Annotated in this window: 20 protein-coding genes and 1 pseudogene; 9 read left to right on the top strand and 12 right to left on the bottom strand. The window is 36.1% G+C overall.

Annotated features, from left to right (window positions below):
• Position 1 precedes the first annotated feature (1 nt).
• The gene (gene rsmH, locus QM424_RS05160; RefSeq protein ID WP_414393380.1) at positions 2 to 952 is read right to left on the bottom strand and encodes a 16S rRNA (cytosine(1402)-N(4))-methyltransferase RsmH; all 951 of its coding nucleotides are present in this window, start codon (positions 950 to 952) and stop codon (positions 2 to 4) included.
• Between the two features lie 165 nt (positions 953 to 1,117).
• On the opposite strand from rsmH, the gene QM424_RS05155 reads away from it, so the two are divergent.
• From QM424_RS05155 to QM424_RS05130, 6 genes are read left to right on the top strand one after another with little or no spacing between them, the layout of a single operon-like run.
• Positions 1,118 to 1,312, top strand: a complete 195-nt coding sequence (locus QM424_RS05155) for a helix-turn-helix transcriptional regulator (protein ID WP_001082470.1) — start codon at positions 1,118 to 1,120, stop codon at positions 1,310 to 1,312.
• A gap of 14 nt (positions 1,313 to 1,326) precedes the next feature.
• Positions 1,327 to 1,869 (top strand): DUF3278 domain-containing protein, encoded by a 543-nt coding sequence (locus tag QM424_RS05150; RefSeq protein ID WP_414393378.1) that lies wholly within the window; start codon positions 1,327 to 1,329, stop codon positions 1,867 to 1,869.
• Positions 1,870 to 1,878: 9 nt separating this feature from the next.
• Positions 1,879 to 2,121 carry a hypothetical protein gene (locus QM424_RS05145; RefSeq protein ID WP_049521630.1) on the top strand — a complete coding sequence of 81 codons (243 nt, stop codon included), beginning with the start codon at positions 1,879 to 1,881 and terminating at the stop codon, positions 2,119 to 2,121.
• A gap of 10 nt (positions 2,122 to 2,131) precedes the next feature.
• Positions 2,132 to 2,458 (top strand): hypothetical protein, encoded by a 327-nt coding sequence (locus tag QM424_RS05140; RefSeq protein WP_414393376.1) that lies wholly within the window; start codon positions 2,132 to 2,134, stop codon positions 2,456 to 2,458.
• 26 nt (positions 2,459 to 2,484) lie between these two features.
• Entirely contained in the window at positions 2,485 to 3,063 is a 579-nt protein-coding gene (locus QM424_RS05135) for a DUF3278 domain-containing protein (protein ID WP_049521631.1), read from the top strand.
• Complete coding sequence (locus QM424_RS05130; protein WP_261027690.1) at positions 3,060 to 3,536, top strand: glutathione peroxidase; 477 nt, start codon at positions 3,060 to 3,062, stop codon at positions 3,534 to 3,536. The genes QM424_RS05135 and QM424_RS05130 overlap by 4 nt, the downstream gene beginning before the upstream one ends.
• A 144-nt stretch (positions 3,537 to 3,680) precedes the next feature.
• Here the strand turns inward: QM424_RS05130 and QM424_RS05125 are convergent, their stop codons facing one another.
• The 10 genes from QM424_RS05125 to QM424_RS05080 all read right to left on the bottom strand — a co-directional run bounded on the left by QM424_RS05125 (position 3,681) and on the right by QM424_RS05080 (position 15,132).
• Positions 3,681 to 3,971, bottom strand: coding sequence for a DUF5960 family protein (locus QM424_RS05125; protein ID WP_261027689.1), 291 nt, complete (start codon positions 3,969 to 3,971; stop codon positions 3,681 to 3,683).
• Entirely contained in the window at positions 3,964 to 4,326 is a 363-nt protein-coding gene (locus QM424_RS05120) for a hypothetical protein (protein ID WP_125454955.1), read from the bottom strand. The genes QM424_RS05125 and QM424_RS05120 overlap by 8 nt, the downstream gene beginning before the upstream one ends.
• Positions 4,323 to 5,738, bottom strand: a complete 1,416-nt coding sequence (locus QM424_RS05115; protein WP_261027687.1) for a Y-family DNA polymerase — start codon at positions 5,736 to 5,738, stop codon at positions 4,323 to 4,325. The genes QM424_RS05120 and QM424_RS05115 overlap by 4 nt, the downstream gene beginning before the upstream one ends.
• A 3-nt stretch (positions 5,739 to 5,741) precedes the next feature.
• On the bottom strand, positions 5,742 to 6,428 hold the full coding sequence (locus tag QM424_RS05110; protein WP_414393373.1) for an XRE family transcriptional regulator: 687 nt from the start codon (positions 6,426 to 6,428) through the stop codon (positions 5,742 to 5,744).
• Between the two features lie 370 nt (positions 6,429 to 6,798).
• A complete protein-coding gene (locus QM424_RS05105; RefSeq protein WP_414393527.1) occupies positions 6,799 to 8,208 on the bottom strand; it encodes a peptide MFS transporter in 1,410 nt (469 codons plus the stop codon).
• A 457-nt stretch (positions 8,209 to 8,665) separates the two neighbouring features.
• Complete coding sequence (locus QM424_RS05100) at positions 8,666 to 10,879, bottom strand: glycoside hydrolase family 31 protein (RefSeq protein WP_414393371.1); 2,214 nt, start codon at positions 10,877 to 10,879, stop codon at positions 8,666 to 8,668.
• On the bottom strand, positions 10,876 to 11,520 hold the full coding sequence (locus QM424_RS05095; protein WP_414393369.1) for a DUF624 domain-containing protein: 645 nt from the start codon (positions 11,518 to 11,520) through the stop codon (positions 10,876 to 10,878). The genes QM424_RS05100 and QM424_RS05095 overlap by 4 nt, the downstream gene beginning before the upstream one ends.
• 205 nt (positions 11,521 to 11,725) lie before the next feature.
• Complete coding sequence (locus QM424_RS05090; RefSeq protein WP_414393367.1) at positions 11,726 to 13,291, bottom strand: type 2 periplasmic-binding domain-containing protein; 1,566 nt, start codon at positions 13,289 to 13,291, stop codon at positions 11,726 to 11,728.
• A gap of 9 nt (positions 13,292 to 13,300) precedes the next feature.
• Complete coding sequence (locus QM424_RS05085) at positions 13,301 to 14,197, bottom strand: carbohydrate ABC transporter permease (protein WP_414393365.1); 897 nt, start codon at positions 14,195 to 14,197, stop codon at positions 13,301 to 13,303.
• Between the two features lie 17 nt (positions 14,198 to 14,214).
• Positions 14,215 to 15,132, bottom strand: coding sequence for an ABC transporter permease (locus QM424_RS05080; protein WP_000861543.1), 918 nt, complete (start codon positions 15,130 to 15,132; stop codon positions 14,215 to 14,217).
• Between the two features lie 202 nt (positions 15,133 to 15,334).
• Between QM424_RS05080 and QM424_RS05075 the strand changes: the two genes are divergently transcribed.
• On the top strand, positions 15,335 to 17,005 hold the full coding sequence (locus QM424_RS05075; RefSeq protein WP_414393363.1) for a sensor histidine kinase: 1,671 nt from the start codon (positions 15,335 to 15,337) through the stop codon (positions 17,003 to 17,005).
• Complete coding sequence (locus QM424_RS05070; RefSeq protein ID WP_414393361.1) at positions 16,986 to 18,524, top strand: response regulator transcription factor; 1,539 nt, start codon at positions 16,986 to 16,988, stop codon at positions 18,522 to 18,524. Before QM424_RS05075 ends, QM424_RS05070 begins: the two co-directional genes overlap by 20 nt.
• Before the next feature lie 142 nt (positions 18,525 to 18,666).
• Here QM424_RS05070 and QM424_RS05065 read toward each other — a convergent pair.
• Positions 18,667 to 20,193: pseudogene (locus QM424_RS05065) on the bottom strand (IS1182 family transposase).
• Here QM424_RS05065 and QM424_RS05060 point away from each other — a divergent pair.
• Positions 20,154 to 20,342 carry a hypothetical protein gene (locus QM424_RS05060; protein ID WP_414393359.1) on the top strand — a complete coding sequence of 63 codons (189 nt, stop codon included), beginning with the start codon at positions 20,154 to 20,156 and terminating at the stop codon, positions 20,340 to 20,342. The pseudogene QM424_RS05065 and the gene QM424_RS05060 overlap by 40 nt on opposite strands.
• Positions 20,343 to 20,482: the final 140 nt, after the last annotated feature.

Raw genomic sequence — 20,482 nt, 5'->3', positions numbered from 1 at the left:
CTTACTTGTGAATTTTTCTGACCACGCGCAACTTGGCTGAGTGCGAGCGGTTATTGGCTTCTAATTCTTCTGCACTTGGCAAGATTGGCTTACGGGATACCAATTCCATCTTGGGCTTGAGATCATCTGGGATGAAAGGCAAGCCTTTTGGAACTTCAACCGTTGAAGCTTCCTTGAACAATTGCTTGGTCAAGCGGTCTTCTAGCGAATGGAAGGTAATCACTGAGATTCTACCATCTAGAGCCAACATCTCCATAGCCTGCTGGATAGATTCATCTGCGGCTCCCAGCTCATCGTTGACTTCAATCCGAATAGCCTGGAATATCTGTTTGGCAGGATGGCCCTTCTTCTTGAGCTCCTTGGCAGGTTTAGCCGACTTGATAATCTCTGCTAATTCAGTCGTAGTCTCGATTGGCGTGACCTCACGCGCTTGTTCAATCTTACGGGCAATCTGTTTAGAGAATTTGTCCTCACCATACTTGAAGAAAATACGAACCAAGTCATGATAACCATAGTGGTTCACCACTTCATAAGCTGTCAGACTAGCATCCTGATTCATGCGCATATCCAATGGCGCATCCTTTTTATAAGAAAAACCACGCTCACGCTGATCCAGCTGAGGACTAGACACTCCCAAGTCATAACAAATTCCATCAATTTCCTGAACACCAGCTTCGCGCAAACGTGCCTGTAAATGACGGAAGTTATCCTTGATAAAAGTCACCATCCCCTTTTCAATGTAGGGTGCCAAGCGTTCTTGCGCATTGTCGATGGCATTCTGGTCCTGGTCAAAGGCATAGAGATGTCCTTTTTCACTTAATTTACTTAATAAATATTCGCTATGGCCCGCTCCACCCAAAGTCGCATCAACGTAGATACCGTCAGGCTTTACGTCGAGCATATCAATCGTTTCATGGAGTAAGACCGTTACATGATGAAATTCTTTTGTCATATCTTATCTATTTTACCACAAATCCGACCAGCTTGCACTAGTCAGATAAATCGGACAAGGATACTACTATTTCTTCAAAAAATATGTCAAAAATACTTGACATTTTATTTTTAAAGGAATACAATATAGTCAAATATATACGACACAAATCAGAAAGGAGATCAGATGAATCGTGTGAAAGAATTTCGCAAGGAACTGGGCATTTCCCAGCTCGAGCTCGCCAAGGATATCGGCGTCTCGAGACAGACCATCAACATGATTGAGAACGACAAGTACAATCCAACTCTGGAACTCTGTCTCAATCTCGCCCGTAGCCTCCAAACTGACCTCAACAGTCTCTTTTGGGAGGATGATTTTTAAAAAGGAGCCAACACATGAAAAAAGAAACCTTCACTGAAAAACTGATCAAGCGCACATACGGTATTTCTGATCCACTTGACGAATACAAACGACGCGAGGCTGATCGTATCGGCAATCAAGTCTTTATCTTCCTCTTTTATCTGATGATTTTCGGAAATCTTATTCCGCTCGTTCTGGCCTATAAATATCCTCAACTAGTGGCTCTAGTCTATCCTCCTCTGATTTTAGTGATTGCCCTCATCGTTGCTGGCTATCTCACCTACCAAATGAAAAAAACAGGGATTACAACTATTGAACCAGATATGCTGAGCGAGAAAGAAAGTAAGCAACTACACTACCCAGGTCTTAAAGCAGGTTTGTTCTTTGGTCTATGGATGTTTTTTATAACTCCTCTTCTCAGTATACTCATAGGTGAAGGTCAGGACTATTTTCATTCTCTTCTCACTATAAGAAATGGTGTATCAAGCATTCTCGGTTCTATCTTCTTCGGAGCGAGCATACAGTTCCTCATCTCCCGTCGCATTGCAAAAACTAAGAAAGATCAAGATGAGGATTAGGAGGAAACTATGAAAAAAGAAAAGAAACAGTTACGTTATCCTGGTCTGAAAGCAGGTTCGATTTATGGAACAGTGATATTTTTTATAATTCCACTCATTGATACCCTAACAAGTGAAAATCCAAATTTTATCACTTCTCTTCTAAATACAAAACATATTTTTAAAACTATACTGGGAGCTTTCTTTTTCGGAGTGATGATGCATACTGTTGACTCACTTCGTATTGCAAGAGCTAAAAAAGACCAGGATTAGGAGGTGCCCTATGAAATCACTAGTAACTTTACTTACCTATCATATTTTGTTCAGTTCACTGCTCATCTTCATCATCGTTTCAGGGAACTTGCCAATCGACGAGACATTCCTCGTGCTAGTCTTTATTCTAGCACTTAACAAAGGACTGACTTATCTAAAGATTGACTCCCCAAAAACGCGCACACTTAACTTAGCACTATACTTTATGATTCTATCTTTTCCACAACTGATGCTCGTCTCAGGCAATTGGAATTATTATTTACTGCTGACTATCGCTAGCCTTTCTTCTATCATTTATCTTTATTATCTCTATCAATTCGTAAAAGAAAGTCAGTAAAACCGCTCATTTAGGAGGTTACCAGCATGAAAAAAGAAGACTTAACCACTCGCCTACTCCGAAATCTCTTTCATATTCAAGGCCCTTTTGATGAATGTCGGCAAGAGATTATCTACAAGGCTTGTGCCCGTTCCATGGTCCAAATCTTTTACTCTTCCTTCATTCTCTTCTTGTTTTATCTATTATTTGGACGCTTCATAGAAGCCGTTCGCTATGCCATGCCCTACATTTACTCTGGACTCATTTTTTTCATTACCTTAAAAACTCAAAGAGCTGTCAAAGAACTCCATCTGGAAAAAGATGACAAGTCAGAAATCATCCTCAAAACCTACAGCAAAGCCCAAATCAAATTTCGAAGCTGGGTTGTGTTTATCGGTCTTCAGATTGGCCTCTTTACCCTACTCATCTTTCATAAAGTCTTCGTTCAGCAGATGTCCTTTTCAGATTTTGGTAAGTTGCTCATACAATTCGATAAAAGTGTTCCTCTTCTGATGTATGGCCTGATTATCGGTAGCATTTTTGGAACCCTGACCTACGGATTTCTATCATTACAGGAGGAGAAAACTCCTAAAAATACCAATCAGAAGGAGAAAAGCAAGCAATGACTTCACTATACGATTTTTCAGTCTTGAACCAAGACCATCAAGAAACTCCACTAGAGACCTATCGTGGTAAGGTTCTCTTGGTTGTCAACACTGCTACTGGATGTGGTTTAACGCCCCAGTACCAAGGACTTCAAGAACTCTATGATCGCTATCAAGAACAAGGTTTTGAGATTTTAGACTTCCCTTGCAATCAGTTTATGGGACAAGCACCAGGTAGCCCAGAGGAAATCAACAGCTTCTGTAGCCTACATTATCAAACCACTTTCCCACGTTTTGCCAAGATCAAGGTCAACGGTAAGGAAGCAGATCCCCTCTATGTTTGGTTGAAAGACCAGAAATCTGGCCCACTGGGAAAACGAATTGAATGGAATTTCGCTAAATTTCTCATCGGTCGAGATGGACAGGTCTTTGAACGCTTCTCTTCAAAAACAGACCCACAACAAATTGAAGAGGCAATACAAAAACTACTATAATTCACAATCTCACTATGATTAGGTTTCCTTATCCTGATGAATAGTGAGATTTTTTGATGGGCTTTGGCTTAAATAGAAAAACACCCCATGATATGAACCATGAAGTGTTGTAAAAATGATACATTCATAGCAGACAATTCACTACTAACTGCTATTCTTGACTCCTGAGTATGTATAGGTTCTATTTCTGGGACACGTTTTTTCCGTTACCACCCTAAAATAAAAACGATGCTCCCGCCCATCCTTAGCATTTTCCTTGTTTAAGACAAAGTAGTTTTTCTGATTCATCGCCATGGTTCGTAGGATGTCATCAATCAAGAAAGTCAAGGGCACGTTCATGGCAGAATATTTTTGAAAATCCTCTTCAAAATGAATATAGTTATCTGAAAAATAATCCATCTGTAGTTTGTTTTCATACAGCTCTTTTCTAGTCATAAACTCCCTCCTCCCACAGTCGAATTTCTAGGACATCTGCAACCTCTATCAACCTATATCCCTCGTTTGTCCTAATAGATAGAGTCTGAGGTGATAACTCTCTCACCACACCGATGATGGTGATTTTCTGCTTCTTTTCCTTTACCACAAAACTTCCCTTCAGTTGGCCAACATAAAGCTGAGAAAGTAAATGTAGTTTCTCAACTGGGTCCAAATCTATCGAAAAATCAACACGGTTTTTTTCTTCACTGAGCGAACTGGTGTGTTCTGAAAGATAAAAGCCCATCCACTTCTGCATACCTGGATCTTGATAATCTCGCGCAGATTGAAAAGGTAAATAAGAACGATCAATCATTGTAATCCATCTAATCCTCCAGCAGAATGTCCTCCAATCAGCTTGCTTCTAGCAAGACTCCTAGAGGCTTCGTCCAGTGCATTGGCCTTTAAGAGAGAAGTGAAACCAAATTGTTCCCTAATGGAGTCAATGGCCGTCTGGAGCCTTTCTTCTTTTTCTAACTTATCAACATCATCAAAAAGGGAAATCAAACCCAAGGACTCATCCACAAAGCCTGAATAGTTAACTCCGACACTTCTGACCGCTCCAGAAGTGTATTTGTTATGAAATAACTTCAAAACATAATTCGTTAAGACAGCTGTATTATTGGTCGGTTCGACCTTCATTTGTGTGTGAATAGACGACCTGACCTCCTGTTTAGAGAAACCAACATAGATAGAGACAAGGGTTGTTTTCTTGCCCGCTCTTCTCAATCTAATAGCCACCTGCTCCGCCATTTCTCGAAGAATAATTTCAATATCCCGTAGCTTCACGTAGTCTCTCGGCAAGATTTGAGAATTCCCCAAGCCCTTGGATTTGGCTTTATAGGGCTTATGAACATTGCTCTCATCAATCCCATTGGCATGAAACCACAAACGCAGACCAGCCTGACCCAGAGCTTTCTTTAACTGATCTGGATTGCTGGTTGCCAATTCCTTGATAGAAAAAATCCCCAGAGCATGCAAGCGTTTCTCCATCCGCCTGCCAATTCCCCAAAAGTCGGTCATCTTGGGAATGGACCAGACCTTCTCTTCCACATCCTGGTAAGACCAGTTGGCCCTCATGGTCGGAGTGTGCTTGGCCTCATTATCCAGAGCCAACTTGGCCAGTAAAGGATTGGCATTGGACATGCCTACTGTAGAGTAGATCCCTGTCTGCCTCCAAATATCCCTCTGAATACGAGCAGAAAGCATATCCAGCTTGTTTTTGCGAGAGAGACTCTTATCTGGGATAAAATAGTTGAGCGAACTAGTCAGATCAATAAAGCCCTCATCGATAGAGTAAGGATAAATATCATCTGGACTGCCATAGTTTTGAAAGATTCGCTGAATTTCCATATTGACTGCTATGTATTCATCCATCCTAGGAGGCACAATCAAGGTCACTTGAGCCCAATCTTCGATGTAGCGAACATAGTCTGAGTCGGTAGGTAGCCCTTGCTTTCTAGCATTATAGTAGGAAAATTTGCGGGTCTTGATATCAAAGGGCAGATCATAGGCCCGACCAACATTTGATTTGCCAAAAATCTTCTTAAACAGGGGAGAGGAGGCTAGGATAAGACCAGTTGAATTATCCGCGCGACTCATGACACAAAGCGAAGTCTTCAGCGGATGCAATCCTCTTTTCACACACTCAACACTGGCATAAAAGGATTTCATATCGACAAAGGCAATGTCACTTTTGGGCTCTCTGGAATAATCAAAGTAGCCCATTGGCTATCCCTCCATCGGCACAAAGTTCCCAACGATAATCCCCACAATCCGAGGATCTTCCTCATAGGAGATGAAAATATCCTTGTATTTAGAATTGATAGAGACCAGACGCAATCCATTCTCCTCTCGATAGACCCGTTTGATATAGGTCTGGTTGTTGCAAACCACTGCATAAACCGCTCCATCATAGTCAAATCCTGTCTCTCGAATCAGAGCTACTGAACCATTTTGGTATTTAGGTTCCATGGAGTCCCCAGACACCCATGACGCAAAATCATGAGCCAACTCCTCATTAAAGTAAACCGTATCAAAATTCTGATCATCGTAGACTGAAGCCCCAATCCCTGCTGACATGCGTTCATAAACACGGTACTCGTAGAGACGCTCTGGCATAGCTGTTACTTTTTGGACTTGCTCCTCTTGAGATAGGTTGCGAGCATAGAGAACAACCTTCTCCTGCCCTTGCTTGGAGAGGCTATGGTAGAGACGGACAATCTCGATCTGAGTAAAATATCCTTTTGGTACTTTTAAAATGTTCTCTAGCTGGGCTACCTTCTCCTTAGACGGTTCTTTGATTCCACGTTCCCAAGTCGAGTAAGCCTGGAAACTAATCCCAAGTTGCTCTGCAATTTCCTTCTGTGTTAGTTTTAACTCTTTCCTCCGAGCCTTTAATTTTTCTGGCTGATACATACTTTACTCCTATTATGATACTTTAATGGACATTATCTCCCTTAGAAAGACTAATCGATGCTTGAATCCATATTTTTAGAACTCAACCAATATGGTTTAGTTTTATTATATAAAAAAAGTAGACGGTTGTCTACTAGGAAAAGCAGAAACATCGTGAGTTTTATACTCAATGAAAATCAAAGAGCAAACTAGGAAACTAGCCGCAGGCTGTACTTGAGTACGGCAAGGCGACGTTGACGCGGTTTGAATTTGATTTTCGAAGAGTATTAATCAAACTAAAAGGACTTAGCCCTGTACAATACAGAACTAAATCCCATGAATAAATAATTGATCTAACTTTTAGAATCCCTACAGAAATTCCAGTTTTTCTCTATTTGATACCAGACATTAGTTTTTCAATACGTGGAACGTAGAAGAGTAAGATAATACCGAATACAATCGTAATTCCTCCAACAATTCCATAGTAAGCCACTTCAGTTTCGCTTGTATAAAATTTTACAATTTGAGCATTGATAGCTTGGGCAGCAGCGTTACTTAAGAACCAGATAGACATCATTTGTGCTTGGAAGGATTTTGGTGCTAGCTTAGTAGTGACTGATAAACCAATAGGCGAAATCAACATCTCCCCCACAATCACAATAGCCCAACTCATAATCAACCAGAAAGGACTGACCTTAACATCTGTCCCAAAGAGCATCCCTGGTAACATCATCCACAAGAAGGATAAACCTGCTGCTAATAAACCGTAAGCAAATTTCTTAGAAGAGGACGGTTGCTTTTTACCCATTTTCCCCCACAACCATGCAAAAATCGGCACATAAATCATAATGAAAAGTGGATTGATACTTTGGAAAAAGCTAGATGGGAAATGAATCTGATTCCCAAATACATTAAAGTAAAGTCGAGTTTGATCATCCGCAAATAGAGCGAGAACGACAGATCCCTGCTCCTCAATAGACCAGAAGAGTACTCCAGCGATAAATAAAGGAATGTAGGCAAACACTCGGGATCTCTCAGTAGCAGTTATTTTCTGACTAGATAAAATTTTGAAGAAATAGTAGATTGGAATGATTACCGCAATCACTGTAAAGATATTAACAATCATATCCACGTTAAACTGGTGAGTAAAGACTAAACCTATAACCACGAGAATAACCATGACAAGTGTAATCAGCAAGCGTTTAATCAAGGTCTGCTGGTCCTTCTGTGAAAGGGGATCAGTGGGGTAAAGACTTGATTCAGGCAGATATTTCTTCCCATCTAAAACATACTTCACCAGACCAAAGAACATCCCAATGGCAGCTAATGAGAAACCTAGATGGAAATTGACTTCCTGACCTAGATAACCTACTAGATAAGGGGCAACGAAGGCACCTAAGTTAATACCAAAGACAAAGATACTAAAACCTGCATCCCGTCTATCATCCTCTTTCTCATAAATTCCCCCAACCATATCTGAGATATTGGGTTTTAAAAATCCAGTTCCAAAGATAATCAAGGCAATAGAGAGATAGAGAGCCACTTGTCCAAAAGGTGTTGCCAAAGCAATATGCCCTAGCATAATCAGAATCCCACCGTAAAAGACAGTCTTACGACTTCCTAAAATACGGTCACTGACAAAACCACCGATAACCGAGGACAAAAATACCAGTGAGCCATAAATCGCCATAACCGATGCGGCCGTGGTCTTATCCATCCCCAACCCACCATCTTGCACGCTATAGTACATATAGTAAAGTAGGATAGCTCGCATCCCATAGTAAGAAAAGCGTTCCCACATCTCTGTAAAGAAGAGGGTGGACAAGCCCATAGGATGTCCAAAAAATGTTTTCTGTTTTTCCATATATATTCTCCTTTAACGATATAATAATTCATTTTACAGAATTTTCAAACAAATGTCAAACAAATCCTGTTTTTTTAGAAAATTTTCTGAAAAAATCACACGTCTCATACTTAATTCCGCCATAAAAATCCGTTTCAGACTAACTTCCACTTCGGTCAGGCAAGTGGAAGTTACTTTGAAAAATCACATTTAAAAATTTGCTCTTGTTTAGTTTAAAAATGTTTCAAAACTTGAAACATACTTATCCTTTCCTCTTCAGTAAACAAAAACATCCCTATGTCAAACTTGTAATTACTAAAATACAAGTCAATAAGCATAGAGATGTAAAACTATTACATATGAAAAATAAATAATTAGCAATTAAATAATAGAAATTGTGTACGAAATTTCTCAATTAGTTTTCGCTAGTAAATATCATTTCCAACAAACGCCCTCTCAATTCCTTATCCTGATGATGCAAGATATTCATTAACTCATGAGAATTTTTGGCATTGATGAATTGATTTAACAATCTATCTTTTAATTCATATGGAAGAGAAGCAGTCTTTAGTAGTCTAAAAACTTCATCATTTAGGGATGTCCTTTTATTATCTTTCAATTCAAATCTAGCTGTATCATTCTTATTTGGCAATTCAATTATAGACACATTCGTTCCTTTAAAATGAATTCTATGTTTTCTATTGCTTGGAACGATACTAGAATCTCCTTGTAATGCCAACTCTACCATCCCCATTTCCCAGTCGATTGATAATCTTGTTTGATATCTTTGACCATTTTGATCTTCAATCATTTCAAAGGAATGTTGTTTGCCTGGGAATACATACCAATCTACAACTTCAGGTAAATCAACACCCATATCTATCTCAGAACCAACCAAGGGAATGATTGCACCACTTTTTGCAAACACAGGTATCGTCGAAATGTCTCTATAAACACTCAACTTCACACCACCTGTATATTTTTTCTCTGAAAAGAAGTCATACCACTCACCTTCAGGGAACCATACATCTACTTTTGCAGATTGGAATGCCAAATCCATCTTTTCTACAACGGGAGCCACCATCAGTTCTGTTCCAAAAAAGTATTGATTTGGAACATTATAGCTCTCATCATTCTCTGGGTAGAAATAATACATTGGGCTGATTAATGGGGCACCTTCCTCGTGTGTCTTTACATTCATGGTGTATAGATATGGAATCATCTGATGTCTCAAACGAAGGTATTTCTTCATAATCTTAGATGTTGTTTCTGAAAAAAACCAAGGTTCTTTACTATTAAAGGGACTTCTAGAACTATGTAATCGAGTTATCGGACTAAAAACACCAAACTGTAGCCATCTAGTTTGTAGCTCTTCGTCATAATCCCCCAGCATGTGTCCACCGATATCATGACTCCACCAACTATAACCGATATTAGATGCTGTCGCTGTAAAATAAGGTTGAAATCTTAAGGAATTCCAACTAATAATGGTATCTCCTGAAAAACCAACAGGGTAGCGGTGACTACCAGGACCTGCATACCTTGATAAAATCAAGCCACCTTCTGCATTTTTACAACTATCCTGATAATGATAATGGTTTAAAAGCCATAGAGGATCCAACATGCCTTGTGTCCCTTGTTGCCAGTCAATCCACCAAAAATCTACTCCTTGCTTTTCTAGCTCATAATGAACATCTTTAAAGTAGGATTCTCTAAAAGAGGGATTAAAAAAATCAAAAATAGCAGGTTCCTCTAATTCTACATTTAACCCTAATCGTTTTGCGACCCGAGGATAAGCTTCTTCATAAGCCCGTATACCATCAGCAGGATGGACATTTAAAGAGAGTTTTAACTTTCTATCATGAAGTTGTTGCAATAACTGTTCTGGATTTGGTATTAAGTTTTTATTCCAACTATATCCTGTCCAGCCACTTCCAAAACGAGCTGGAATGTCAGTTATATGCCAATCCATATCTAACACACCGATAGATAATGGAATGTTCTCTGTTTCAAATCTGTCTATTAAATCCAAGTATTCATCCGACGTATAAGGCCAATATCTACTCCACCAATTGCCTAAAGCATATCTTGGTAACAAAGGTGTTGAACCAGTCAAATGGTAAAAGTCTCTGATTGCTCCTCTATAATCATGCCCATAGGCAAAGAAATACAGGTCAATTTGATTTTCTCTCTCAATATAACCAGACTGTTCATCCCAAATAAATCCTTGAGAATCATCCAATAAGGCTATACCATTTCGGCTAATAATTCCATCTTCTAACGAGATTGCTCCATCTGCCTCATCCAGAGTCCGAGCTGTTCCTTTTAACGTTTCAATAGATTCACCAAAATACCAGCGACTACCATATACAGCAAAATTTCCTTTTAATTCTATAAATAAATTTTCGGCGTTAAATTCTCCTTTATTAAAGTGCAAATGAAAATAGTCCGTCATAATATCTAGTACGTTTGACGTCTCGATATAATCTAACGAAACTTGGCCAAAATCTCTATTATAGATAAGTTGGGTTGTTCTATCCTCAAAACTTCCAGTTTGAGAGTACTCTAACCTTACTAGCTTGTCTGTTAATACAGAGATTCGATAAAACTCTCCCTTAAAAATTTTCAATTTGTTGTCCTCCTTTTAGTAAATTTCTTTACCTTATCAAACATTTTATTTGTTATCGTTACATTCATCAATCCGCAAAAAGCAAATCCCCCAAATGTAAATACGTAAATAGATGTTAAAACTCGTTCTGGACTACTAAAACTCATATACAGTACAGAAATATTAAATAAAACCAACATGATAGCTTGTATTGGATTTAACATACAAATTAATACGCTATTTACAATACTATTTTTTAGATTATCTTTAAATAGACCAATATAGGGAAAAATAACACTCATCAAAAGTATTATAACAAATAAAAAGGGCAACACTAACAATAAACTATACTCTGAAAATAAACTTGAATAGCCCCAAAGACAATAGTTCACATATAAAAGTAATTCTATTAGGAGGATAAACAACCAAATAAAAGTTGACTGTTTAAAATTTCGTCTAAAGATCCGAAAATAATGATAAGCAATATCGGTGTCTTTACCTTTTAAAATACGATACCACATTGTCGTAAGAGAAGTTAATGATGCCCCAATTGTAACTATTGGAATACAACTAACAATAAATAGAGTATTTAAAATAATTAAATCTGTCAAAAAAGTTAAAATTCTAACCACTTTTCCATCTAATGAAAATAATTTTTGCATAATAGATATCTCCATAAAATCAATCGTCTTAACTCTATATTTTAGAATGTCAGTTGCACAAAAATATTACCTAAATTATTTAAAAAACATTTCCAAATTTATTAAAAAATTAGAATAAAGGAAGCGAGATAATTTGATGTTATCAGTCTCGCTTCCTGTAATTAGCTAGTCCCTTGTTTATACAACCAAGAGTTCATATAAAGTATTACTCTTTTACTTCTTTTTGGTAACGATTATATGCTTCCTGTTGAATCTTCATAAATTCGTCCAATCCCATATTCTTAAGAGTTTCTTTGTATGAGTCCCATTCTTTTTCTATGCCGCCTTCAACTACCCATTTAGATGCTTGTTGTTTGACATAAGATTCAATACTAACATAGATTGATGATAATTTGTTAAGCTCTTCTTGTGAATAAATCACATTAGGGTAAGCTGGCAACGCAAATTGTTTCAAATCTTGGTCCATCTTCAATTTCAATCCATCACCTTGTGTTTGATCGATTTCTACGCGACTATTGATATCATCGCTTACGTATTTAGGACCAAAATCTCGAAGTGAATTAATCCATGCCCATTCATCAGCTGATTTACCATCTTTAGAAGGTAACACTTTAAACTTATCACCATTCTTTTCAGTAGCTATTCCAAATGATCCATAGAAATTCTGAATACTTGCTTCATCTGTATATAATTTATCCAACCATTTCAATAATTTAGCAGGATTTTTGCTCTTATTTGTAATCAAAATTTCATTTCGACCGTAGTTGTAATGATCTGGATCAGAAAAGACATATTGTTTACCATCCATACCTTTTAAAGCAGGTAGAGCAATATACTCACTTGAATGTAAGCCAAACGTTGCATCTGCTGTCCAACCACTAGAAACACCTACTCTAGATACTCCCTTATCCATACGTTTTGCTACACTCATAGAGGTATCTTCTGTAAAGATTTCCGGATCAATCAAACCTTTTTTATAAGATTCGTGCATTGCTGCAATCCCTTGTTTGTAACTTTCTTCTGTACGAAGGTAGACTGGTTTTCCATCTTTTACAGACATTTCATACGTATTATCTGCACCTAAACGATTATTGAACGGAAGAATATATGAGAATGTTGGATCAAAGTTTCCTGCTCCGAATGGAATTTCATCAGAAGCGTCTCCATTTCCGTTCGCATCTTTATCCTTAAATTCTTGTAGTACTTTTACTAAATCATCATAAGTTTCTGGAACCTTTAACCCTAAATTATCTAGCCACTTTTTATTAATAAATAGCTGATTAGCTACAGTAGGGCGCATCGGTAATTTTTTAGGCAGGCTGTAGATATGACCATCTGGTGAAGTAATCATAGCTTTAATCTTAGGTTCTTTTTCCATAGCCTTAGTTAAATTAGGCATGTTTTCCTTGATTAAATCTTCTAACGGAATAAATAAAGATTGGTTCTGAGCAATTTCTGAATCTGTAAAAGCATTTGAACCTAAAAATGCATCTGGTAAATCTCCGCTAGCAACCAAAACAGATTTCTTATCTGACCAATCTGCTGCCACAAGTGTATCCCATTTAACATCAATACCTGCTTCCTTAGCCGAATCTGTTAGAAAACCTTTATGATAATCTTCTCCCCAGTCAGACCAACGAACAGTTGTGATTTTATAAGAATCTTCTCCAGACTTATCGTCCTTATTCGCATTATTGGAATTTGCACAGGCTGTTAAGCCAGCAAGTGTAACGGTTCCTAAGAACAAATATGTAAATGATTTATGTTTCATGTTTTTCTCCTATTCTTTCAAGGCACCAATCATTACGCCTTGATTAAAATATTTTTGAACAAAGGGATATAGCAACATTATCGGAGCGGTTGAAATAACAATTGCTGCATATTTCATCATATCAGCTTTGATACGAAGATCTGATGCCACTTCTCCTGTTGCTTGCGATTGTAACATTTGATTACTAATTAGTAAACGTCGTAAAATTAATTGCAATGGCTGTAAATTTTCATTCGTTAAATAAATTAAAGCATTAAACCACGAATTCCAAATACCAACTGCAGTCCAAAGTCCAATAACTGCTATAATAGCTTTTGATAAAGGAACGACTATCTTAATAAAATAACGAATTGTACCACATCCATCAATTTGCGCAGCCTCCCACATCCCGTCTGGAATACTATTATTAAAGAAAGTTCTAGCAACAATAATATTGTATGATGAAACCGCAAAAGGTATTACCATTACCCAAAATGTATCAATTAGGCCAACATTCTTTACTGTTAAGTAGGTAGGAATCAAGCCACCTGATACGAACATAGGGATTATGTATAGAATACTCATCCACTTTCTACCAACTAATTCTTTTCTAGATAAAGCATAACCAGCTGGAATATTGACTACTAAAGCAACTAAGGTACCAACAACAGTATATAAAATGGTATTTAAATAGCTACGTAAAAATAAAGGTTGTTGAATAAGACGTAAATATCCATCTAATTTCCATTCTCTTGGAATAAACCACACCTTCCCGTTTGCAACATCTGAAGGATTACTAAAAGATGCAATCACTACAAACCATAACGGATAAACAATTAACAGGATAAGGAAAATTGCTAAACCATAGGTAACTATATCAAATAGTAATTCAGAGTTTGTTTTTCTTGATTTATAAAACCATTTCACCTTGAGCACTCCTTCCTTTAAAAAAGACCCGTTCTAGTATATCTTTTCGAGAACCAGTTAACAGATAGCAAAATTATTAGATTGACTACGGTGTTAAATAACCCTATAGCTGTCGAATAACTATACTGAAAGTTCACCATACCAACTTTATAAACATAGGTCGAAATTATCTCACTTCCTGCTAAATTAAGAGGATTCTGTAATAGTAACACTTTCTCAAACCCTACACTTAATAAACTACCTGCTCTTAATATTAGTAAAATCATAGCAGTCGGCAAAAGTAATGGTAATTCTATATGCCGAATTTTTTGTAATCTAGAGGCACCATCCATAGTTGCAGCCTCATAATATGTAGGATCAATTGCAGAAAGCGCTGCTAGATAAATAATACTATCCCAACCAATATGTTGCCATACATCGCTCCAAACATAAACACCTGCAAAATGACTAGGTTTTGATAAAAGATCTGGAATAGTAATTCCAACAGACTTAAATACATTCGCTAACAAACCACTAGTAGGAGATAAAAATAAGATAATCATCCCACACATAACCATTGTAGAGATAAAATGGGGTAAGTAGGTTGTCACTTGAAATATTTTTCTAAATTTCCCAACTCTTAACTGATTACTGATTATAGCTAGTATAATAGGTAAGGGGAATCCTACTACAATACTATAAAGTGAAATTTTTAATGTATTGAACATAGTTGTCCCGAATTGGAATGATGAGAAAAATTGAGTAAAGTACTTAAATCCTACCCACTGACTAGCAAAGATACCATTGGCTGGTGAATAGTCTTTAAATGCAATAATTAGTCCCAACATGGGAATATAGGAAAATAAAATTAATAGCAATATTGAAGGAAAAAGTAATATATATAACGGAATACTATGCTTTAATTTTATTTTATGAAGTTGAGATGCTACTTTCATGTTTTTCCTCCCATCTGATTTTCTACGATTATTTTACACCATATAGAATTCCCTTAATAGAACTTTTTGGACTAGGTTTATCAATTTTTCAGTTTTTTAATTTCAAAAACTATTACTTTTCCGACATCTTGATAAAACATATCTGTTTTGTTACATGATATCATATTTTCAAAGTGCTATAATTTTAATAGGAGAATAGTATATGAAATTAAATCACGACTTATCAAAAAAACATTCCATTCATTTTTTCTTTAAACTCCTACTTGTACTACTATTGATAAATATTTTAATCAATATTGCTATGAGTAACATAACCAGAAATTTTATTAAAAACCAAAATATAGTACACTTACGTAGTTCAATTGAAATTTATGCTGACTCTGTTAATGAGAAATTGCATTCTGTAGAACGCTTTATGTACTCAACAATAACGCATAATGAATCTTTAGAGAAATTAAATCATGTACAAACGTTTCTTGAGTATCAAGAAAATCTTAAAAAAGTTCAAACTAGCTTTACAGAGTTTGAATATCAAAATGAAACTCATATGACATTCTTATTAGAAACCGATAGTACTAATCATTTTATAAATGTCTCCAATCTTTATATTCCATATGAAGATTATCTACTGTTAAAATCAAATCTAAAATCATTGCGTAGTGATATAAGTGACCGTAAATGGAAAAATGTAACTACTAAAAACAGCGAATACTTAGTTAAATCTGTTCATTACGAAGGAAAAATCATTTATGCCGTCATATCTTCAGAAGATATCCTAAAACCTCTCAGAAAACTTAATATTGGTAATAATGGTAAACTCTCCCTAAAAGAACCTAGCAATATACCGTCCGCTAATTACCTAATTCATGCCCAAAATGAAAAAACGCATCTACCTTTTGATATTTATGTTCTAGTCGATTATGCTGAAGCCTTTAGAAACATTACACTCTTAGAAATATTTTTGTCAGCCGTACCTATCATTATCACGATTTTATCAATCATCATTATCCTGTATATTCGTCAATGGATGATTAAACCTATAACAAGACTCACTGAACGACTATCTCAACTTGGAGAATCCATACCCCCCTCTGAATTTTTTATATCTGAAAGTATACTAGAAATTGATAAGGCAAATGATAAACTTAATAAAGTAATATTTGACATGCAAGAATTAAAAATACGGGAATACCATTCACAACTAGAACTTAAGAAGATCGAACTTAATTATCTTAAGAATCAAATCCGGCCGCATTTCTACTTAAATATGTTATCAATGATTCATAGTATGCTTCAAACAAAAAACTACAAGGAAATTGAAGACTTAACTATCCTAACTTCAAATTATCTCCGTCATTTATTTATGGCTAATCAAGATTTTTCCGAACTTAAAGATGAAGTTCAGCATATTAAAGATTATTTAGAAATACAACGAATTCGATATGGAAATAATATCCACTTTTCACTAGACTACAATGATGACCTACAAAATACTCTTGTCCCATCATTACTTTTACAAACATTTATTGAAAACACAATCAAACACGGTTTTTCATTTCAGGATTTATTTACAATTTTGCTATCAATAAAAAAAGTAAAAACTGAGAACTCAGATTATATTCAGATTTGTATCGAAGATAATGGTCCAGGTTTCTCTGAAGAAATTTTATCAAAACTAAATCAGAAACAGTCTCTAATAACAGAAGATGGACATCATATTGGGATCACGAACACCATCGAACGTTTGAATCTTCTCTATCCCAACGACTATACTATTACATTTGAAAATAATGAAGAAGGTGGGGCTAAAATTCTTTTACTTATTCCATACAAGATTATAGACGGAGGTTATAATGAACATCTTATTAGTTGATGACGATCGTTTTATCATTGAAGCTTTACGAGAGAAAATAAATTGGGCTAAACTACACATTGACACTGTTTATGTTGCCTATAGCCTCACTCAAGCTCAAAATATTATTAGAGAGCATCCTATTGATCTCATGATAAGCGATATAGAAATGCCTCAAGGTAGCGGTCTCGAACTCTTATCGTGGATTAGAAATGAAAAATATGATATAAAAACAATTTTTTTAACCAATTACGCCGACTTCAACTATGCTCAAAAAGCAATTGAATTACAAAGCTTCGAATACTATCTAAAACCCATTAACTTTGAAAAATTAGAATTTATTATTCAAAAAGCCATTAGTAAAATTGAGAATCATAACTTAAACGGAAAAAATGATTCACTTTTACAAATAGAAGATAATTTCTGGTATGATTACCTTAGAAAACCTCAAATTTCTCGCATTGATGAGCTAGAAAACATAGCAAGCAAACAAGATTTTATTCTTAAAAAACACCAATATTTTTTCCTTGCAGTTTTAACAATCAATCTTAATGAAGAAGATTATTCCGCAGAAACTCCATCATGGACTTCTCAACTAAAAAGAGAACTTCAAAGAATTTCACAACCTTCTTATAAGCTGATAAGTCTATTCAAGATGGAAAGTCAGGTTGATCAATATGTTTGTCTCTTTAGAGTAGACTCATCCAAACGTAGTGACAAATTGGCATATGAGATTCATTCTCAAATTTCTAATAACTTTAGTAAATACTCAAACATAATATATAAGAGTTGCCATAAAATCTCCGATATTTTATTTCATACCAAAGAACTCTACACTTATAATGAACAATATGTTTCTTATTGGAATACTATTACATGTGCTCCACATAGTTTTCCAACTTCCTTTAAAACAGAAACTCTTTCAATTACTTTTTTAGATACCTTAAGTGAATACGAATTAAGAGAAAAAATCAATTCACTTGCTTATAATTCTCAAATTCCTACTTTCACACTACAACAAATTTTACTAGATTGGACTCAACAAATAGGAATATATCTAGATCAAAATGGAATCTCGGCGCATAAATTATTCCAAAACAGCACTCATGATTTCTTATTCCAACGACGCTTTCATTCAATTGAATCTTTTCAGGATTACTTTGATTATTACTGGTCACATGCTAAGAAATTTGCAACAAACATTGAAAACCAGAAAAATAGTATTCAACGCATTGTCGAATACATAGATCATCACTACTATGAAGAAATAAATCGTTCTATATTAGCAGATATGGTTTATCTCAGCGCAGATCATTTAGCTAGAATTTTTAAAAAAGAAACTGGAGAAACTCTTGTTAAATATATAACGGATAAGCGCATTAATACTGCTAAATCTCTCCTATCTCAAACAAATATCTCGATATCACAAATATCCTGTCAAGTAGGGTATGATAATTATTCTTACTTTACTAAAATTTTTAAGCAAAGGACTGGACTTTCTCCTGGAGATTACCGTAAAACATATCAAAATAAAATGTAAGCAATCTAAATCATTGAAATGATAAGTAAAATTCAAGGTCTATAGTAATTTTTGAAATTCTACAGTTTTTCCAAGAGCCTGGGACAAAATAGTTCTCAACCACAAAAAAGCTAGAGATTTCCAATTGCGGAACTCTAGCTTTTTAATTTTGAGTCGTTCTCTTATTGTATTTTAGGAGGTTATTGGCCATAAGTACCAATCCCATGTCAATTCTCACTTGACGCTTCCCTCTCAGATTACATCTCTTGTAACCCAAACAAGCCTTTATCTGTCCAAAGACAGGTTCAACATCAATCTTGCGTTGAGCGAAAATCTGTCTACCTTCGGGAGATAAAAGCGCCTGACATTCTTTAGCTTTCAAGTTTTGATAGCGTTCGTTCATATACAGTCCCTTTTGAGGGGCTGATTCAGGTTCATAAGCGTAGTAAACCTTGATTTTCTGTTGAAAGTCTGTCTGTGTTTTCTGATGTTTGGTATGGTGAAAACGATAATACCAGCCGTCAGGATGTGTGTAGCTATCCTCCTTGTCATTATAGTACCAATTACCTAAGTTTCTATCCGACTGTTTATACCCTCTCTTCTGTTCCTTGTCAAACATGGCATATTTAATCAGATGCTTCACCTCCTTTTCATCTAAACGAAGGAGGTTCTCTTCACTTCCATATCCAGCATCTGCGACAACTGTCTTTACGTCATGCGGATAGGTTTCAAGCAAGGGGAGAAGAGTCTTGGTGTCTATTGATTTTGAGAAAACATCATAGTGAAGAACAAATTGCTTTTCCGTAGCGATTTGAAGATTATAAGCAGCCTTGAGTTGACCATTTTTCATATTGTCTTCTTTCATTCGCATAAAAGTAGCATCTGGATCTGTTTTGGAAAAGCTGTTGCGCCCTTCAAATGTCTCTTGATACTTCTCATACTTTTCAGCACGCACTGAAAAATCCTCCTTGACTTTACGCAAAACTTTCTTGAGTTTACGACGTTGGGTTTTACGTTCATCCTTTCCTTTAACGGGTGTCTCCTCAATGTCCTGGTTCAATTTTTTCAATTCTTCTTCAAGGACTTGAGCGAATGCAAGCAACTGCTCTAAGGAGATAGGCTCTTGTGTATCCAGTTCGATAGCTTGATGGATAAGAGGAGTGATTTCTTCTTGAAAATAGATCTGTATCTGTTCTTGAAGTTTGACGGAAAACTTGTCCGTTGCTTTTTTCCACACGAAACTATACTTGTTGGCATTGGCTTCAATCTTAGTCCCGTCAATAAACAGACAATCTAAAGTCACTAACTCTTCCATTTTTAAACGAAGATTGAGGTCGATGAAAAGATTACGAATGAGTTCTTCCATCCCTTCGGCTACACGAAAACGATTGATAGTGCGGTAGCTGACAACCAACTGCCTTGTTAGATACTGCATAGCCAGATTCTCAATCATCATTTTTTCAATTTTTCGACCAGAGAAAATCCCTTGTGAATAGGCAAATAGAAGAGCAGATACAAGCATTTTAGGGTGATAAGACGGGCGACCAAAGGCATGATAGAAGGCGTGGAAGTGACAATCTTCCAAGGCATTTACCACTTTTTCAATAGTAAATACGAGATGGTCTTATGGCAAGAAGGAACTGATTTCTAGTGGTAAAGTTGTTTGATTTGTGTTATAGTGAATATGCATGGGATAGCCTTTCTAAATGGTTTATTGTGCAATTCTATTTTACAAAGTCTATCGCAACCATGCAAAAAAGCAACAGCAAAGCCGTTGCTTTTTTTGGGGATATAAGAGACTATTGTCCCAGACTCGTAGATTTTATCAATCATTATTAAAATAAAATAGATTAATTTTATGTTTGTAAGTTTTAATTGAGCTATTTTTTTCTCTTTTCTAATTGAAACTTCCTAATTACTTCACAGTAGTACTTAAAAGTTAGATTATATCTTTTCGAATATAAAATATCGTCAAAACT

It is taken from the genome of Streptococcus mitis (genome assembly GCF_047464945.1).
Lineage (GTDB): Bacteria > Bacillota > Bacilli > Lactobacillales > Streptococcaceae > Streptococcus > Streptococcus mitis_EA.
Note: the sequence above shows the minus strand (reverse complement) of the source record. Positions and strands in the feature narration are given on the sequence as shown.